The following is a 16,812-nucleotide window of genomic DNA, read 5'->3' on the forward strand; positions in this document are numbered from 1 at the left end:
TTGAACGTTCTGGACGTTACCGCCGGTCTCGAGCCGGCGGTTTGCATTTTTAGAGCGTCCAGTTCTTCGGCGGCGCCACGCCGTTGAGATAATAGTTGCCGACGATATGATATTTCCAGCGTAGCGGGTCGTGAAGCGTATGGGTGCGGGCGTTGCGCCAGTGTCGGTCGAGATTGAGGCCGATGCGCGTGGAAGAGGTGCCGGCGAGCTCGAACAGCGTGTTTGCGGCTTCGATGGCTATTTCCGTCGTCAATGTCTTTAAGGCCGCCACGGCAATCGTGGCTTCGATCACGTGATCTTCCGTCGGATTGACCTGGGCGATATCGATCTTTTTGCCGGCGCGTTCGAGCATCGCGGCGGCGGCCTCGATGCGAACGGCGATCTGGCCGATCCTAGCGATGGTCAGAGGATCATCTGCCGCGTGCTCGACGCCGCTGTCCATCCAGGGGCGGGCACTGGTCTTCACAAATTCCACGGTCTGCGCGAAGGCAGCTCGAGCAATGCCGAGATCAATGGCGGCATGGATGATTTGACCGACCGAGCCGATGGTTGTCGCCCGCTCGAAGCCCTTGTGATGCGAGACAACAGCGTCGGCGTTGACGTAGACATTGTGCAGGATGGTCGTGCCGCTGCCAGATGTGCGCTGACCGAAACCGTCCCAGTCATCGATGACCTGGATGCCTTCTGCGTCGCGTGGGACCAGAGACATTGTGAGCTCGTCCCAAGCGTTGAGCGCAAAAATGGCGATCCAGTCGGCGAAAAGCACGCCGGTTGAATAGAATTTGCGGCCATTGATGCGATGGCCAAGTCCGTCCGGCGTCAAGCGGGTATTGTATTGACCGGCGGTTTTCGTGCCAACCTCGGAGAACGCATTGCCGAAACGGTCGCCGGCTAGTGCCCTGGTGAAGAAGAAATTCTTCTGCTCTTCGCTGCCATTGATGCGCAATGCTTCGAGTATGTAGAAATGGTTCTGCGGAATCTGGGCGATCGAAGGGTCCGCTTCGGCGAGGATTGCGACAATTTCGGCGAGAACGGAATTGGAGATGTCGAGGCCGTCATATTCGGCTGGAGCGGTGATGCCAAGCAATCCGGATTGCGACAGGGCCTCCAGCTCCTCGTAGGGCAGCACGCGGTTTATATCGCGATCGCTTGCCTGCTGGGCAAAACTGGCGGCCAGCGATCGCGCGATCTCCAGCGCTTCCTCGTCGCTTTGAATGCGATGTGCGAGCGGCCTAGTGCGCTCGTGCAACTGCGAAACCGTTCCCATCCATCACTCCATCAGCGGACGGCATATCAGTGACTTAGCTGTATGAAACCGATAAGCTCGTAAATTCTATAGATGTACTATACATTAGATTTTCTTTGCTTATCCCGATTTCGGTCCCGGCCATAATAGGCGTTGAATGGAAAAATTGTAAGCGTGCGGCTCGCTGCAGCCATCGCTTGCCATCCAGGAGAGCGCCATGGTCGCGACACTGATCCTTCCCGGTTTGAATGGCTCCGCTGAGGGTCATTGGCAGCGTCATTGGGCGCGCGAGACCGCCTTGGCGACGATCGTCCGTCAGGCTTCCTGGTCGCGACCGGTCCTCAAGAATTGGCTGACAACGCTGGAAATCGAGTTGGAACGGGCGGGAGAGGCCTGGCTTGTTGCTCATAGTCTTGGGTGCCTCCTTGCAGCCAATCTCGCCAATCGTCCTGCCGCGCGGCATGTGAAGGGCGCCTTTCTCGTCGCGCCCTGCGATCTCGTTGGAACGGAGAGATTGCATCCCGGCGCCATCGATTTCGGCGCTATGCCCACAAGAACCCTGCCATTTCCGAGCCTTGTCGTCGGCAGCCGCGACGATCCCTATATGGATTTCACAGAACTTCGCCAGCATGCGGCACGATGGGGCGGCGAATTTCATGATCTCGGCCTTGCCGGCCACATCAATATCGCCAGTGGTTTTGGCCGATGGGAGCAGGGCTACCAATTGTTTTCGGCCTTCGCCAAGAGGGTCGAAAATCAGCAAGCCGGGCCGGTGAGACCGCAATTGCAGAACATCTCGTGCGCGGCGTTGTCTTAAGCATCAACTGCCATCAAAACACCGGTCGCAAGAAAGCGCTTGCTACCGGCGCATTTTCGCGCTTTCATATACGACTAAATAAGTAGACAATAGCAGCAATTGGATCTTGCAGGCCTCATTTGGCCCAAGGCGATAAGTTGTCGAAGGGAACTGGGTTTCTCGCTTGAGGCGGAACCCGCCCGGAGCATCCGGCTTTCAGGTGGAATACCGAAACCGAAACGATGCTCCGGGTTCAAGAACCAGGGCGGCCCGTGTGCGTTTACGGACGGGCGGCGCTTTGGCGGCCAGGGTTTGATGGCCGCGACACGTGCGGTTCACAAGCAAAAGTATCTAGAAATGCATGATCGACCACCTCTTGCCTCAGGAGTTGATATGACGGTTCAGGGACTATTTTCGGGCAAGGCAAGTGCCTCGGCACAGGCCTATGCGATGCCGCGCATCGCCGTCATCGGCCGCGGCTTTTCGGGCATGATGATGGCGATCGCCTTGATGAAGACGGTGCGGACACCGTTTCATCTGCAGCTTTTCGATCCCAATTCTAGTGTCAGCGGTGGTCAGGCCTTGGCTTCCGGCCGCAGCAGCGAAATCCTGAACAGCCGTGTACGCGATCTCTCGGTTTCAGCTGGCGATCCTGACGATTTCAATGATTGGCTCTGCAGCAATGCAACGTTCCGCAGCGCGGTGCCGGCGGCAATTCCAGGTTTCCTGCAGATTTTCGTGCCGAAGAGCATTTTCAGCGATTATGTCTATCAGCGCTTTTCCGAGGCATTGTCCTTACGGCGCGACATTGCCGTGCAAGTCAGCGCCGAAACGGTTGTCGGCCTTCGCCGCAGCCACGGCGACCGCTTTCTGGTGGAAAGCGCCGGCGCTTCCAATCTGCTGTTCGATACGGTGATCCTGGCGACCGGTTACGGCATGTCCGATCGCGAGCCACAAAGTGGTGAATCCGTGGCGACGCCTTCGGCTGTCCGCGCCCGCCGCCTGGTGTCGCGTCCGCATAAGGTATTGCTCGGCAGCGGTCTGCGCGTCGTCGACCGGCTGCTGCAGATGCGCGACAATGGTTATGGCGGGCAGATCACCATCGTCTCAAAAAACGGCTTTCTGCCGCAAAGCCATACCCGCAGCAATGCCGATCCGGTCTTTCCGGCAGAGGCAATGCCTGGTCGTCTCAGCGAGATCGTGCGCTTTATCCGGCGAGCTTGCGAGAGTGCCGAGGCGAGTGGGCAAAGCTGGCAGTCCGTCATGAACGGCCTGCGTAAACATGCGCGCTCGCTCTGGCGCTCGCTGCCGGCGGGACAAAAGCAGCAATTCAACCGCCATCTGCGTGCGCTTTACGACAGCCACCGCAATCGCCTGCCGGAAGCGCTCCATGTCCGCCTGAAACAGGAGCTGGCGGAAGGCAATACGCTGCTGCGTCGCGGACAGTTCCTGCGGCGGACTCCGACCGGACTTGCACTGAAGCCGGCCGGTCAGCAGGGCGCGGAGCAGATCTATGCCGATGAAGTGATCGACTGTCGCTGCCAGGAGCCTGATCTCGACACGCCATTGATGCGGAGCCTGATCAGCGCAGGCCTCGCCACACCGGACGAACTCGGCCTCGGCCTGGCTGTCGAAGCAACGGGCGCGCTTTCCGTCGATGGCCGCACGACCGAAGGGCTTTTTGCCATCGGCCCACTCGGACTCGGAAGCTTGCCGGATATCGATCTCGTACCGGAGATCGTCACGCAGGCCTATGCTGCCGCCGAAGGTGTAGCGACGCGGTTTTATCCAGAGTGCAAAGCGGTCTGACAGGAGGTGTCGCGCTCGACATTCACCTTGGCTCTCGTAAACGCAGCTTGCTGTCCGCGGTAAATTCCGAATTTTTGGGTTGAAATATGTAATGTAATAACATAACGATCTTGCATTGGTTGTTGCAAGTTGGGACTAGGGGACAAGTGCAGACATTGATGACACCGGCATTGCCCGTTTCGATTTTCTGTGAGATGAACGATGCCGATGGTGCTGCCGCCGGAATCATCCGGTGGGCGGCTGAAAAGGGAACACGGTGCGGATTACCCATCAGGGGCCAAAACCGTGGCTGCCCCCGCAACTGTAAGCGGAGAGCGCGTTCGCGATATGCCACTGGCGTCATGCCGGGAAGGTGCGAACGGGTTGTGACCCGCGAGCCAGGAGACCTGCCATCGATAACGTCAACCGCAACGGACGGGGTGTTCCGATGGAAATTCAGTGGTTGGGCAAGGGCGCATTTGCGTCCGCAGGCCCTATATTGACTTTGCCTCCGGCGAGATCTCGGGGAGGCATTTCATGGACAACACAAACGACCAGACGCATCGGATCACCGTGTGCACGGATTGCCGCCACACCGGCGCGCCATGCCGTCCCGGTCTCGATCTGCTGAAGCATCTACAGGCCGCCATCGCAAAGGCGGGCGCGGCACTTTCAGACGACTTCAGCTTGCAAGGCAGCGTTTGCATGGCCGGCTGTGATCGACCCTGCACGGTCGCCTTCCAGGCAACGGCGAAGGCGACCTACCTCTTCGGCGACATCGGCGGAAAGGCCGATATCGGCGCGCTCGTCTCCTTCGCCGAGCTTTATCGTGATCGTCCCGATGGCATGACGCGCGAAGGCGAACGTCCAAGAGCGCTTGGCGGCAAGACTTTGGCGCGCATTCCGGCCGCCATCGTTTCGGCCGAACGCCAAGCAACACTTTTGCAATAGGGCGCGGATCATGCTGGAAAAATGCGTGCGACTGGAAGCTGACGGCGTCACCTGGGGGCCGCATAGGGGCAAGCCGATCGTCGAAGACATCAGCCTATCCGTCAAAGCTGGTGATCGGCTGGCGATTATCGGCCCGAATGGGGCGGGCAAATCGACCGTGCTGCGATGCCTCTATCGTGGTGTCCGGCCGCAACGCGGAATGGTGCGTCTCGACGGCATCGATCTCTGGTCGATCGGCCCGCGCGAGGCGGCACGACGTATCGCCGTCGTCCTGCAGGAGAGCCCGGGCGATTTCCCCTTCAGCGTCCGTGACGTGGTGATGATGGGCCGCATTCCCCATCGCAAGGGGATGGCGCGTTGGAGCGAAGAGGATCATGCGACAACTGCGGCAGCACTTGCCCGCCTGGAGCTCAAGGATCTGGCGCTCCGGCAATTTTCGTCACTTTCGGGCGGCGAGAAACAGCGGGTATTGATCGCCCGCGCCCTGGCACAGGAACCAGAGCTGATCATCCTCGACGAGCCCACCAATCACCTCGATATCCGCCATCAACTGGAGATATTGGAGTTGTTGAAAGGCCTCGGCCGGACGATCATTACTACCTTGCACGACATCAATCTCGCCGCCGATTTTGCGACGCATGTTGCGGTGCTTGCTTCCGGACGTCTGACCGGTCATGGCCTGCCAACCGAAATTTTAACCCCCGAGCGCATCTCGTCGGCTTTTCGCGTCGAAGCCAGCCGCCAGGAAATCGGCGACCACCGTTTTACTTTTTCTCTTCGATAATTTTGGAGCCCTTCATGTCTTTGCGCATGTCCTTGCCCGCTACCGCCTTTTTAACCGGCACGCTCTTTGCCGTCGCTGCTTTGGCCGAACCCGTCACCGTGCGTAGCTGCAATCGCGACGTCACCTTCGACAAGGCGCCGGAGCGCGCCGTTTCCAACGATGTAAACCTCACCGAAATGATGCTGGCACTGAAGCTGCAGGACCGCATGGTGGGATATACCGGCGTTTCCGGCTGGAAGACGCTGGATGAGACCCTGCGCAACGGTATCAAGGAAATGCCGGAACTGTCGCCGAAATATCCGACCAAGGAGGTGCTGCTCGGCGCCAATGCCGATTTTTATTTCGCCGGCTGGAACTACGGTATGAAAGTGGGCGGCGAAGTGACGCCGGAGACTTTGGCGCCATTTGGGATCAAGGTCTATGAGCTCACCGAATCCTGCGTCTTCGTCATGCAGAAGAACAAGCCGACCATGGACGATATGTTCGCCGACCTGCTGAACCTCGGCAGGATTTTCCGTGTCGAGGATAGGGCCGAGGCCTTGGTTGCCGGCTATCGCAAGCAGCTCGGCGACATCCAGTCGAAGATCAACCACGCCGAGCGTCCGACACGCGTCTTCGTCTATGATTCCGGCGAGGAGAAACCTTTTACCTCAGGCCGCTATGGCATCCCGACGGCAATGATCGAAGCGGCTGGCGGCACAAACATCATGGACGATGTCGAAAAGAGCTGGACAGAGGTCTCCTGGGAACCGGTCATCGAGAAGAACCCGGAAGTCATTGTCATTGTCGACTACGGGGAAGTCATCGCCGCCCAGAAGATCGCATTTCTGAAGGGCAATCCGGCCTTCAAGAGTATCGACGCCGTGAAGAACGACCGCTTCGTCGTGCTCCCCTATGTCGAGGCCACACCAGGACCGCGCAACATCGAGGCCGTCGCCACGCTGGCGAAGGCTTTTCATCCGGAAGCGATGTAACGAACGATGATGCCGATCCGTCCAGTCGATCACTGGACGGATCGGTTTGTCTCTTGGATTTTCGCATGCGCCTTGGCCTTCCGAACCTTATTCTTCTCCTTGCTGCCTTCTTCGCCATGTCGATCACCGCTGGCGTTTCGTTCGGCGCAGCACCCATTCCATTTGCGACCGTCTGGTCGATCGTCGCCAACAAGCTGCACGCCGGCTTGTTTCCGGTCACGTGGTCAGGCGGACTGGAGAGCATCGTTTGGGACGTGCGCTTCCCGCGTGTCATTCTGGCCGTGCTGGTGGGCGCCGGACTTGCGGTCAGCGGCGCGGTCCTTCAGGCGCTGACCAGAAATCCGCTGGCTGATCCACATCTTCTCGGCGTTTCTTCAGGCGCCGCTTTCGGTGCGATCCTGGCTCTCTTGCACACGGGGCTCGTCCTCGGGCAGTTGACCGTGCCGTTATTGTCTTTCGCCGGCGCGCTGCTCGCAACGGCCGCCGTGGCGCTGGTGACCAGGCTGACGCGCTCACGTTCAGCCGACCGGCTGGTGCTGTCAGGCGTCGCCGTCGCCTTTGTCTTTACCGCACTCGGGAATCTATTGATTTTCTTCGGCGACCCCAGGGCAGCAAATGCGGTCGTTTTCTGGATGCTCGGCGGTCTCGGGCTGGCGCAGTGGCAGCATCTGATCTATCCGACCGGCGTGCTCCTCGTCTGCCTTGTCGTGCTGATCATAAAATCACGGGAGCTGAATGCGCTTGTCATGGGTGACGAGACGGCAGCGACGCTGGGCATTGCCGTGTGGCAATTCCGTTTCCTGCTATTCGTTGTCACGGCGCTGCTGACGGGCGTCATGGTCGCCTTTTCGGGAGCGATCGGCTTTATCGGGCTGATGGTGCCGCATTTCGTCCGGCTGTTCGTCGGCGGCGACAACGTCCGCGTCGTGCCGCTCAGCGCCGCCTTTGGAGCGCTGACATTGATCTGGGCCGATATCGCCGCGCGATTGATCATGGCGCCGCAGGACATGCCAATCGGCATTGTCACCGGTCTGGTCGGGGGTGTCGCTTTCATTCTGATTCTGCGAAAAAGCTGAGCAACGAACGGTCTCGCCATTGTCGTTCGTCGCCGATGGACCTATTTCCCGACGGTGATACCGGGGGGAAGGAATGGCCGCAAGTCCGATTGTTTGCACACCTGAAGAGGTCTTGAGCTTCTGGTTCGAGGAGTGCACGAACGAGGATTGGTTCCGCTCGACCGCTGCTCTGGACGAAGAGATGTGCCGTCGGTTTCGCGACACGCATTTGGCATTGGCTGCGGGGGTGCCCGATCATTGGCGGACAACGCCCGAAAGGCGCCTGGCAGCGGTTATCGTGCTCGATCAGTTCGCCCGCAATATCTATCGCGGCACACCGCTTGCTTTTGCGACAGATGGTTTGGCGCTGCAGGAAGCGAAAGACGCTGTGGAGGTCGGCGCGGATCGCGGTTTACCGGCACAGTGGCGGATATTCTTCTACCTGCCGTTCGAGCATGCGGAGGACATTGCAGAACAGGATCGGGCCGTTTCTCTTTTCAGCGCGCTCGGTCTCGAAGAACAGATCGACTATGCGCTCCGGCATCATGCCGTTATTGCTGCCTATGGCCGCTTTCCGCATCGCAACTCCATCCTTGGACGCGCATCAACGAGGGCCGAGGAAGACTATCTTGCACAACCCGGAGCAGGATTCTGAAGGAATAAAGGTATAAATGCCTTTGTGTCGCCTTTCTTTGCCTTACAAGGCGTACGCGTAGGGAATGTGAAATTCGCTATTACAGTATGGGAAGACCCCGTTTTCCATTTTTTCGTGCGGCAAAACCGTTTAATCAGCCGCCGGCGAGTTTATCTGCGACGAGGAGCTTTGCTTGCGCCTGCTGAAACACCGTCTCCGATTTTTGTCCGCGCTCCTTTTGGGATTGAGCGCCGCCGTGGCGGCTGGTCCTTTGGCGGCTGGGCACGCCTTCGCGCAAAATCAGCAGCAAGCGCAGCCCGCTCAGCAAACGCAACAACAGCCTTCTGGTCAGGCGCCGCAGTCGCCACAGCTTGCCAATGGTCTGCTGGACGCCGCCGTTGCCGACCTCAGCAAGGCCAAGAAGGACTTTGCCTCGATCGAGGCGGAAGCCAAGGAAGACGGCGCTGATGACAGCGCATTGGTGGCGCTTTCCGGACGGGTGGATGAGCTCAGCCGTTCCGTAGCGGCAATTTCGACGCGGCTGAAGCCGCGCTCCACCGAGATCGATGCGCGCCTGACGCAGCTCGGCCCGCCACCCAAGGATGGTCAGCCGCCGGAAGCGGCGATCGTCACCCAGGAGCGCGACCGTCTCGCCGCGGAACGTTCGCAAATCAGCGCTGTGAGCGTCGATGCCGACAATCTGGTTGCTGCGGCCAACCGTGTCGCGATGCAGCTGATCGAAGTGCGTCGCAAACTGTTTGCCGAGACGCTGTTCAAGCGTACCGGAATCTCTGCCGGCACGTTCGAGGATGCGGGCGCTGCGCTGGGTAACGAGGGCATCGAATTCCGCGATGCCGTGACAAGTTGGATCGGCTTCGTTGTTAAGGCCAAGCTTGGTTCGCTCCTGACCGCTCTCCTCCTGTCGCTTGGTGCGGCGTTGATTTTCCTTTCCGGAGGCTACCGGCTGTTCCGCAGGTACTATGTGCGGGACGAGAACATCGAAAATCCGCCCTATATTAGCCGCCTCTCGGTCGCCTTCTGGTCGACGTTGATCCGCACGCTGTCGCTCGTCGCGTTCCTCGTGACGTCGTTTTTTTTCCTGTCCAATTTCAACGTGCTGCGGCCGGACATTGCGCCGATACTGGCTGCTCTCTTCGGCTTCATCGGACTGGTCTATTTCGTCGGGCGTCTAACCAATGCCGTTTTCGCGCCCTTCAGGCCGCATTGGCGCCTCGTTAAACTGTCCAACAAGGGAGCCCGCTCTCTGACTTGGTGCATGCAGGCCATGGCTGTGGTCAATGGTCTTGACTACGTTTTCGACCGTGTTAGCGAATCCATGGGCTCTCCGGTTGTCGTCACGGTGGCCAAGAGCTTCTTTGCGGCCCTGCTGATCGGGCTGATTCTGATTGCTGCTTCCTTCGGCTCGCCGATCCTCGCAAAGAACGGTGACCCCGATGCTCCCGGTCGTCACTGGCCGCATGGCATGGCGATCATCCTGCGGGTGCTCGGCATATTGCTGATCTTCACGGCTTTTATCGGCTATGTCGGCCTGGCCCGCTTCATCGCAACGCAGTTGATCGTCACCAGCGCGGTTCTGGTGACCATGTATCTCGGCTTCCAGCTCGGCAAGTCGGTATCGCGGCAAGGCGTTTTTGCCGAGACGGCCATCGGACGTTTCCTCGAAAACCGCTTCGAGCTCGGTGACGTCGCGCTCGATCAGGCCGGTCTTGGCGCAGGCCTTGCGACCTACGCGGTCGCGCTTCTGACGGGCATTCCGCTGATCCTGCTGTCCTGGGGGTTCCACATCCAGGATCTGGAGCTGCTTGCCTATCGGCTGTTCACCGAGATCCGCATCGGCAATATGTCGATTTCGCTGGTCGGAATTTTCGCGGGCGTGCTGCTCTTTGCGGGCGGCTATCTGGTGACGCGCTGGTTCCAGCGCTGGCTGGACAGCAACGTCATGGCGCGCGGTCAGGTGGACTTGGGCGTCCGCAACTCGGTCAAGACCGGCATCGGCTATCTCGGCGTCGCCGTAGCGGCGATCATCTCGATTTCAGCGGCCGGCATCGACCTGTCGAGCCTGGCGCTCGTCGCCAGTGCTCTCTCGGTCGGTATTGGTTTCGGCCTGCAGAATATCGTGTCGAACTTCGTCTCGGGCCTGATCCTTCTGGTCGAGCGGCCCTTCAAGGTCGGGGACTGGATCGTATCGGGTACCTCCGAAGGCATCGTCAAGCGCATTTCGGTGCGCGCGACCGAGATCGAAACCTTCCGCAAACAGTCGATCATCGTGCCGAATTCGGAGCTGATCAACGGCTCGGTCGGCAACTGGACCCACCGCAACCGGCTGGCGCGCTCGGAAATCCCGATTTCCGTCAGTTTCGATTCCGATCCGCGGAAGGTGATGGATATTCTGCTCGAGCTCGTACGCGCCATCCCGAAGGTGCTCAGAAATCCGGAGCCGCATGTCGAATTCCTGCGCATCGGTCCGTCCGCGCTCGATTTCGAGATGCGGTTCTATCTCTCCGATCTGTCCGACGGCATGGAGATCCGCAACAATCTGCGCATCGATATCCTGAAACGTTTTCGCGAGGAGGGGATTGCCATTCCCTATCCTCATCAGGAGTTGCACATCGTTCGCGACGGTAGGCGAGGCAGGCAGACCGATCTGCTGGCGAGCACCAATCTCGTCGATTCGGCGGATGGACCGGAAGTCGGAAGCGAAACTGTCGTGCCGGACATCGCTCCACCGGCAGAAGAAGAATTACCGCAGGAGACTAAGAGCATTGGCCGTCGTCGCGGCAGGGCGTCTGCCCAGTAAGGTGATCGCGACAAATCCATTGTCTGGCAACGGACGAGGATGGTGAACCATCCTCGTCCGAGCCGCATGAAAATACGAAAAAAGCGATTTCCCGCATGTCAATCCACAGAAAGGTCGGCGTCCTCGTTATGTCAGCCAAAGTATCGAGGAGGCGACCCGGTGGTCGCCTTTTCATGAATAGGAAACCAGTCCACTTAATAAAAATTCAAGCGCTTTGCTTTAGAAAATTGAGCTGGGGACGATTTTCTATTAGCAGGTTTTATCATGCCATTTTTGGGTATTTCGGGAATGCAATATTCCGGCGGCTCGCTTGCTGGAGCGCGCATTCTTCTCGCCGAGGATTCCAATGTCTTCACGTCGATGATCAGCACGAAGCTGAAAGAACTCTTCGATATCGACATCGAAATCTGCAGGAATTTCGATGAGTTGCAGCTTGCCTATGATAAATCGTCCGAGCCGATCCGGCTGGCGATCTCCAATATCAATCTGCCAGGCGCGGAAAAGGGCGAGGCACTGGAATATCTGGTCGATCTCAGCATTCCGACGATCGTCTTCACCGGCACGTTTCAGGAAGGCATGCGCGATGAACTGATCGCGAAGGACATTGTCGACTACATCTTAAAGGACAATATCTTTGCGGTCGATCTGCTGGCGGAATCGATCTGCCGCTTCCTTACCAATCATCAGCATCACGTACTGATCGTCGACGACAGCGCCACGGCACGTGCGCTGCTGTCCAGCCGCCTGAAGCGCTATAATTTCCGCGTCAGCGTGGCCGAGAACGGCACCAAGGCGCTGGAGATCTTGAAGGCCAATCGCGACATCGGCCTGATGGTCACCGATTACAACATGCCCGATATTGACGGTTTCGAATTGACGCGCCGTATCCGTGCAAGCGTAGGCTCGCATGAGTTGCGCATCATCGGTGTCTCGTCTTCCACGAACCGGCTGTTATCGGCGCGCTTTCTCAAGGCGGGCGGCAATGATTTCATTCTGCGGCCGTTCATTGACGAAGAATTCTATTGCCGCGTGAACCAAAATCTCGACACGCTGCTGCAGATACAGTCGATGCGGCAGCTAAAGCTGAGCGCCTGACGTGCCGGAAGAGGGATCGACCGATATTCAGAAATACAAAATATGAGGATAATTCATCTTTTGTGCAAGATTTCTGCAATCTATGGTTCCAATTTCTTCACGAATCCTGTTCACGATGGAACTGACGGGCGATGTTGTTTCGCTCACAACGTGCAGCGACGATCGGTGTGTACCGTGTGGTCTGGGAGGACTTAAGGGGAATGGTGTTTCGCGCGGATTTCCTCAGCGATGGCAATAGCCATCGCTGTGGCGGCCAGAATATACTTCTGGTTGAAGATTCGCGTATGTTCTCTTCCGTCCTGTCTCATCGCTTCCAAACCGAACTCGGTCTGAGCGTCACCCACTGCGCCTCGCTGAAGCAATTGAATCAAGAGCTGGCAGTCGGCGAGCATGGCTTCACCATGGCGGTGGTCGACCTCAATTTGCCGGATTCACCCCATGGCGAGGCGTTGGATGTTGCCATCGCCCACCATATTCCCACCATCGTCTTCACGGCGTCTTTCGACATGGACATGCGCAACCGCATCATGGAGCGCAGCATTGTCGACTATGTTCTGAAGGACAACGAGTTCGCCCTCGACACTCTCGTTTCCACCGTGCGGCGTGCCATCTCCAATCGCAGCACACGGGTGCTGGTGGTGGATGATCTGCCGTCGGCGCGACGCGTGCTGGTGGAACTCCTGGAGGCACAGCAGTTTAAGGTCGCCGAAGCGGGTACTGGCGTCGAAGCCCTGGCTGTCCTTGACGAATATGGCGACATTGAAGTGGTCGTGACCGACCATCATATGCCCGATATGGATGGCTATGAACTGACCCGGCGTATTCGCCATCGCTACGGCTCGGATCGGATGCGGGTCATCGGCATATCCTCTTCGACCGACCGGCTGCTGTCGGCGATGTTTCTAAAGGCCGGCGCCAGCGATTTCATCTATCGCCCGTTCGTGGCCGAAGAGCTGCAATGCCGTATCGCGATCAACGTCGAAACGTTGATGCAGATCAAGCAATTGCGCGCCGCTGCAGCAAGCGATTATCTGACCGGGCTCTATAACAGACGCTATTTCTACGATCATGGCCCGCGGATCGTGAACGAATGCCTGCGCCATCACCGGCCGACCTCCGTCGCGATCCTCGACATCGATCATTTCAAGCATCTGAACGACACCTATGGCCACGAGATCGGCGATCAGGTGTTGAAGGCCGTCGCCCGCCGGCTTCATTCCTTGTTCGAAGGCAGCGAAAACCTGCTGTCCCGGCTTGGCGGCGAGGAGTTCGCTATCCTTTTCACCGAGATGGATTCACGCGCCGCTACCGCGGTTTGCGACGAGGTACGCGTCAATCTTTCGAACCTGAAAGTGAACGCAGATGACGAGGAGCTGTCGGTGACCGTGTCGATCGGCGTCGCCGAAATTGAAGGCTATGAGGCGTTCGAAAACTACCTCAACGCCGCCGACCAATTTTTGTACATGGCCAAGCACAAGGGCCGTAATCAGGTCTATTCCGACATCAAGATGACGGATGAAGCGGCGGAATAGCCGCTTCATCGGCCAGTATCAGACGACGACGCCCGTACGGTTGGACGACATGGTGAGCTTGCGTTCGGCGCGCTCTTGCTGCGGCGAACGATTGTAGAGTTCGCGATAGCACTTGGAGAAATGCGACGCGGAAACGAAGCCGCAGGCAACAGCGACTTCCACGACCGGCATCGAGGACTGCACCAGCAGGTGACGGGCGCGGTCGAGGCGGATTTCAAGATAGTAGCGGGCAGGTGAGCGACCCATTTCCTGGCGGAACAGGCGCTCGATCTGGCGACGCGACAGGCCGGCATCGTCGGCAATCTCGAGCAGCGACAGCGGCTCGGCGAGATTGCTTTCCATCAGCTCGATGATCGACAGCACCTTGGCGTTCTGGACGCCGAGGCGGGCGCGTAGCGGCAGGCGCTGGCGGTCATGCGGGCTGCGGACACGGTCGGTCAGCTGCTGCTCGCAGACGCGGTTGACGAGGTTTTCGCCGAAATCCTGGCCGATCAGATTGAGCATCATGTCGAGCGAAGCGGTGCCACCGGCGCAAGTGTAGAGATTGCTGTCGACTTCGTAGAGATCGGCATAGACTTCAGCCTGTGGAAAGGTCTCGGAGAAGCCAGGCAGGTTTTCCCAGTGAATGGCGCAGCGCTTCCCGTTCAGGAGACCGGCTTGCGCCAGCACATGCGCCCCCGTACAGAGGCTGCCGACCGCGACGCCGCGATTATAGGTCTCGCGCAGCCATGCATTGACCGACTTGTTGTGGAACTCCTCGACATAGATGCCGGAACAGACGAGCACCATGTTCGGCCGGTTTTCACCGCCGAGATTTCGGCGCTCGTCGGCCAGTGACGTGTTGACCTCTAGGCCGATGCCGCTGGAGGAATAGACCTTCTGACCGTCGGTCGAGGCGAGCCGCCAGGTGTAGGCGGAATAACCAAGCATGCGGTTTGCGATACGCAGCGTTTCGACCGCAGCGGAAAACGGCAGCATGGTGAAATGGGGAACGAGGAAGAAAACCAGGGAACGCGTCTTAATCGGAGTCTTGCTCATATCAGGAAAATCCACCCTCCAGGACCATCCCGTAACCTTGCGTCAAATGCGCCGGACAGATGGTCTAATAGCGACACTGGCATAGATAATAGCGGCCGCAAAGGGATATTTGTGCAAGTTCACTAAAATTGTCGCTATAAAGAAAGCTGACGAGGCGGGTAAGCAATTTCCAGAAGCAACCAAATATATATATGGGTGGTAATCAAGATAAAACCAAATACGCGTTTAGATGCATAAATGTCCGAAAGGCGACACTCGTCATGATTGAGCGTCGCCTTCAGAATTTATGAGATATCGCAATCATCGGGTAGCCTTGGGATCATTGGTTTCGTCAGCGGCCGGCCAGCCCAGGTCCTTGCGCATATCGTCTGAAAGGGACTCGAGTTCGCGCTCGGTGCGCCACCGCTGCCAACGATCGGCAATCCGGGTGGCGAATTGCACAAAACCGCTGCTCGACGGAAGCGTGCTCCGCATCCTGCCGCTATCTCTGTAGGTAATCGTCGTCATTTCCAGGTTCCTTTCGGTTCTTTGACGCCCGAAAGGTCGCGACCTTTGCGAGCTAATATGGGAGTGGTTCACGCATCAATCAAGCGAATAGATCTTATAGCTGTCATTAGAATTCTTGAACGATCGAATGTTGGCGGGCTTTCGTTCGAGGACAGAAAGCATGTAGAAACCAACAAATTGCGATTTTGCAGCCAAGAGATTGCGCCGCAAATTGAAAGCTATTGCGATTTTCGAATCGCATGCCTTAGGGCTGCTATCGTTTTTCAATCATTTGACGCCGCTCGCACGCCGTTGCGACACTGCATTTGAAGGCGGCGCAATTCAAACAAAACGGGATTTTATCCAAGGGATAGGGATTTCGCTTAGAAGCGCGGCTTGCGGGCAAGACGTAAGGCGAGGGCTTGTGCAACGGCCGTTCGGTCAACGGTTGCGCTTGTTGCTCGGCGACAGGTCAATCAAATCTGAACCCGAAGAGGCCGCCGGATTCCGAGTCATCTAAAACGATCGGCAAGCACTTTGCACTTGCGTTGAATTCCGAAGGAAACGACAGCTTAGAGAAGGCATCGCTATTCATGGTAACGATATACTGGCCTTGAACTGCATCCGCGAGTGTGTGCCCAATCTTTAGGGCTGCGGCGACTTGTCGTGGATCAACCCCGTCAAAAAGATGGCTATAGTGCATGAGAAAGCCCGGTCCGCCCAAGCTGTTCGAGACGATTTTGAAAAGGGCGCAGTCGAGAGCGAAGATTTCCATGTTCGCAATGCCACCGCTGCGCTCGCCTGCGATAACCTTGCATTAGACGACGGACAAACGCGACCAGCACCAGGCGGCTCTGGCCTCGATCTATAAATCGGCACCCCACATACAGTTTCAATGATGGCGAAATCGACAAATTTCTGCCGCCAAACCTGAAGCGGGCCGGCGGCTCGACAAAGGTATAGATGTTTGTTTTTTAGCGTCTTCAGCGGCAGGGAAAGCCGAGTAGATGTCGACCATCGTGAACGAATTCGTGCACGTAGGAACCAGACACATGCGAGGTCGCTCCTTCTTCAGCGCCCGTGAAGTAGATCATGAGCAAGAGCATTAGCCTGGCGAAAACCGCCCACGTCGATTGATGGTGCCGGTTGGTAGGTCGCTCATTGTGGGTTCAGGCGTCTTGATTATCCGATATTTTCGCCATATTCGCACTCCTCGTCCTGGTCTGGTGGAAAGAGCAGCATCTCCTGCTCATATTCGAGCTTCGCGATCTGATCGAACAGCATCTGCTCGTAGTTTGACAGGACGCTACCAAGGTGCGCGAGCGAGTTGATTGGCAATTCGCTGCTATCATCCGCCATCACCGTGATTGTTCCCGCGTAAACGACGTCAATATAGGCTTGAACCGTCTGCAGTTCATTTTTTGCGAATTCGATATTGGACCCAATCGATGTGATGCGCCGCTCCTGGGCGGTGACGCCGAAGGGTGTGCCCTCCGGTTTCTGCCGGTCGCTTTCAATGTAAGCGGTTAGCCGATAGCGTCTGCGCTGAAGTTCCACGGCATGAGCTGCTCGATATCAGAGGCTGGCCAGCCATTTGCGATGCGGGTCAGTGTTT

16 protein-coding genes, 1 pseudogene and 1 riboswitch are annotated in these 16,812 nt (G+C 57.8%); of the genes and pseudogenes, 10 read left to right on the forward strand and 7 right to left on the reverse strand.

Annotated features, from left to right (window positions below; all coding sequences use genetic code 11):
* Nucleotides 1-49: 49 nt before the first annotated feature.
* Nucleotides 50-1,267, reverse strand: a complete 1,218-nt coding sequence (locus PY650_RS27315; RefSeq protein ID WP_285882726.1) for an SfnB family sulfur acquisition oxidoreductase — start codon at nucleotides 1,265-1,267, stop codon at nucleotides 50-52.
* Nucleotides 1,268-1,463: 196 nt separating this feature from the next.
* Here PY650_RS27315 and PY650_RS27320 point away from each other — a divergent pair, with 196 nt between their 5' ends.
* The 10 genes from PY650_RS27320 to PY650_RS27365 all read left to right on the forward strand — a co-directional run bounded on the left by PY650_RS27320 (nucleotide 1,464) and on the right by PY650_RS27365 (nucleotide 13,673).
* A complete protein-coding gene (locus PY650_RS27320; RefSeq protein WP_285882727.1) occupies nucleotides 1,464-2,063 on the forward strand; it encodes an RBBP9/YdeN family alpha/beta hydrolase in 600 nt (199 codons plus the stop codon).
* Nucleotides 2,064-2,435: 372 nt separating this feature from the next.
* Nucleotides 2,436-3,851, forward strand: coding sequence for an FAD/NAD(P)-binding protein (locus tag PY650_RS27325; protein ID WP_285882728.1), 1,416 nt, complete (start codon nucleotides 2,436-2,438; stop codon nucleotides 3,849-3,851).
* Nucleotides 3,852-4,042: 191 nt separating this feature from the next.
* A riboswitch (cobalamin riboswitch) is annotated at nucleotides 4,043-4,259 on the forward strand.
* Nucleotides 4,260-4,367: 108 nt separating this feature from the next.
* Nucleotides 4,368-4,781, forward strand: coding sequence for a DUF1636 domain-containing protein (locus PY650_RS27330; protein WP_285882729.1), 414 nt, complete (start codon nucleotides 4,368-4,370; stop codon nucleotides 4,779-4,781).
* A 10-nt stretch (nucleotides 4,782-4,791) separates the two neighbouring features.
* The gene (locus tag PY650_RS27335; protein ID WP_285882731.1) at nucleotides 4,792-5,565 is read left to right on the forward strand and encodes an ABC transporter ATP-binding protein; all 774 of its coding nucleotides are present in this window, start codon (nucleotides 4,792-4,794) and stop codon (nucleotides 5,563-5,565) included.
* 14 nt (nucleotides 5,566-5,579) lie between these two features.
* Entirely contained in the window at nucleotides 5,580-6,539 is a 960-nt protein-coding gene (locus tag PY650_RS27340; protein WP_285882733.1) for an ABC transporter substrate-binding protein, read from the forward strand.
* 65 nt (nucleotides 6,540-6,604) lie between these two features.
* The gene (locus PY650_RS27345) at nucleotides 6,605-7,615 is read left to right on the forward strand and encodes a FecCD family ABC transporter permease (protein ID WP_285882735.1); all 1,011 of its coding nucleotides are present in this window, start codon (nucleotides 6,605-6,607) and stop codon (nucleotides 7,613-7,615) included.
* Nucleotides 7,616-7,688: 73 nt separating this feature from the next.
* Nucleotides 7,689-8,249, forward strand: coding sequence for a DUF924 family protein (locus PY650_RS27350; protein ID WP_285882737.1), 561 nt, complete (start codon nucleotides 7,689-7,691; stop codon nucleotides 8,247-8,249).
* 172 nt (nucleotides 8,250-8,421) lie between these two features.
* Nucleotides 8,422-11,046: a mechanosensitive ion channel family protein gene (locus PY650_RS27355; protein ID WP_285882739.1), complete on the forward strand. Its 2,625-nt coding sequence runs from the start codon at nucleotides 8,422-8,424 to the stop codon at nucleotides 11,044-11,046.
* A 264-nt stretch (nucleotides 11,047-11,310) separates the two neighbouring features.
* A complete protein-coding gene (locus PY650_RS27360; RefSeq protein ID WP_285882741.1) occupies nucleotides 11,311-12,141 on the forward strand; it encodes a response regulator in 831 nt (276 codons plus the stop codon).
* Between the two features lie 200 nt (nucleotides 12,142-12,341).
* Nucleotides 12,342-13,673 carry a diguanylate cyclase gene (locus PY650_RS27365; RefSeq protein ID WP_285882754.1) on the forward strand — a complete coding sequence of 444 codons (1,332 nt, stop codon included), beginning with the start codon at nucleotides 12,342-12,344 and terminating at the stop codon, nucleotides 13,671-13,673.
* 18 nt (nucleotides 13,674-13,691) lie between these two features.
* Here PY650_RS27365 and PY650_RS27370 read toward each other — a convergent pair whose 3' ends face one another.
* The 6 genes and pseudogenes from PY650_RS27370 to PY650_RS27395 all read right to left on the reverse strand — a co-directional run.
* A complete protein-coding gene (locus PY650_RS27370; protein ID WP_285882743.1) occupies nucleotides 13,692-14,711 on the reverse strand; it encodes a GlxA family transcriptional regulator in 1,020 nt (339 codons plus the stop codon).
* A gap of 300 nt (nucleotides 14,712-15,011) precedes the next feature.
* Nucleotides 15,012-15,218 carry a DUF1127 domain-containing protein gene (locus tag PY650_RS27375; protein ID WP_285882745.1) on the reverse strand — a complete coding sequence of 69 codons (207 nt, stop codon included), beginning with the start codon at nucleotides 15,216-15,218 and terminating at the stop codon, nucleotides 15,012-15,014.
* A 451-nt stretch (nucleotides 15,219-15,669) separates the two neighbouring features.
* The gene (locus PY650_RS27380; protein WP_285882756.1) at nucleotides 15,670-16,005 is read right to left on the reverse strand and encodes a DUF2326 domain-containing protein; all 336 of its coding nucleotides are present in this window, start codon (nucleotides 16,003-16,005) and stop codon (nucleotides 15,670-15,672) included.
* 175 nt (nucleotides 16,006-16,180) lie between these two features.
* Nucleotides 16,181-16,324: pseudogene (locus PY650_RS27385) on the reverse strand (CbtB domain-containing protein); the annotation flags it as partial.
* A 55-nt stretch (nucleotides 16,325-16,379) separates the two neighbouring features.
* Nucleotides 16,380-16,754 (reverse strand): hypothetical protein, encoded by a 375-nt coding sequence (locus tag PY650_RS27390; RefSeq protein ID WP_285882747.1) that lies wholly within the window; start codon nucleotides 16,752-16,754, stop codon nucleotides 16,380-16,382.
* Nucleotides 16,724-16,812: transposase domain-containing protein (locus PY650_RS27395; RefSeq protein WP_285882758.1), on the reverse strand; the 89-nt coding region annotated here is incomplete at its 5' end. The genes PY650_RS27395 and PY650_RS27390, both read right to left, overlap by 31 nt.

The sequence above is a fragment of the Martinezella calliandrae genome (assembly GCF_030272695.1).
Lineage (GTDB): Bacteria > Pseudomonadota > Alphaproteobacteria > Rhizobiales > Rhizobiaceae > Rhizobium > Rhizobium calliandrae.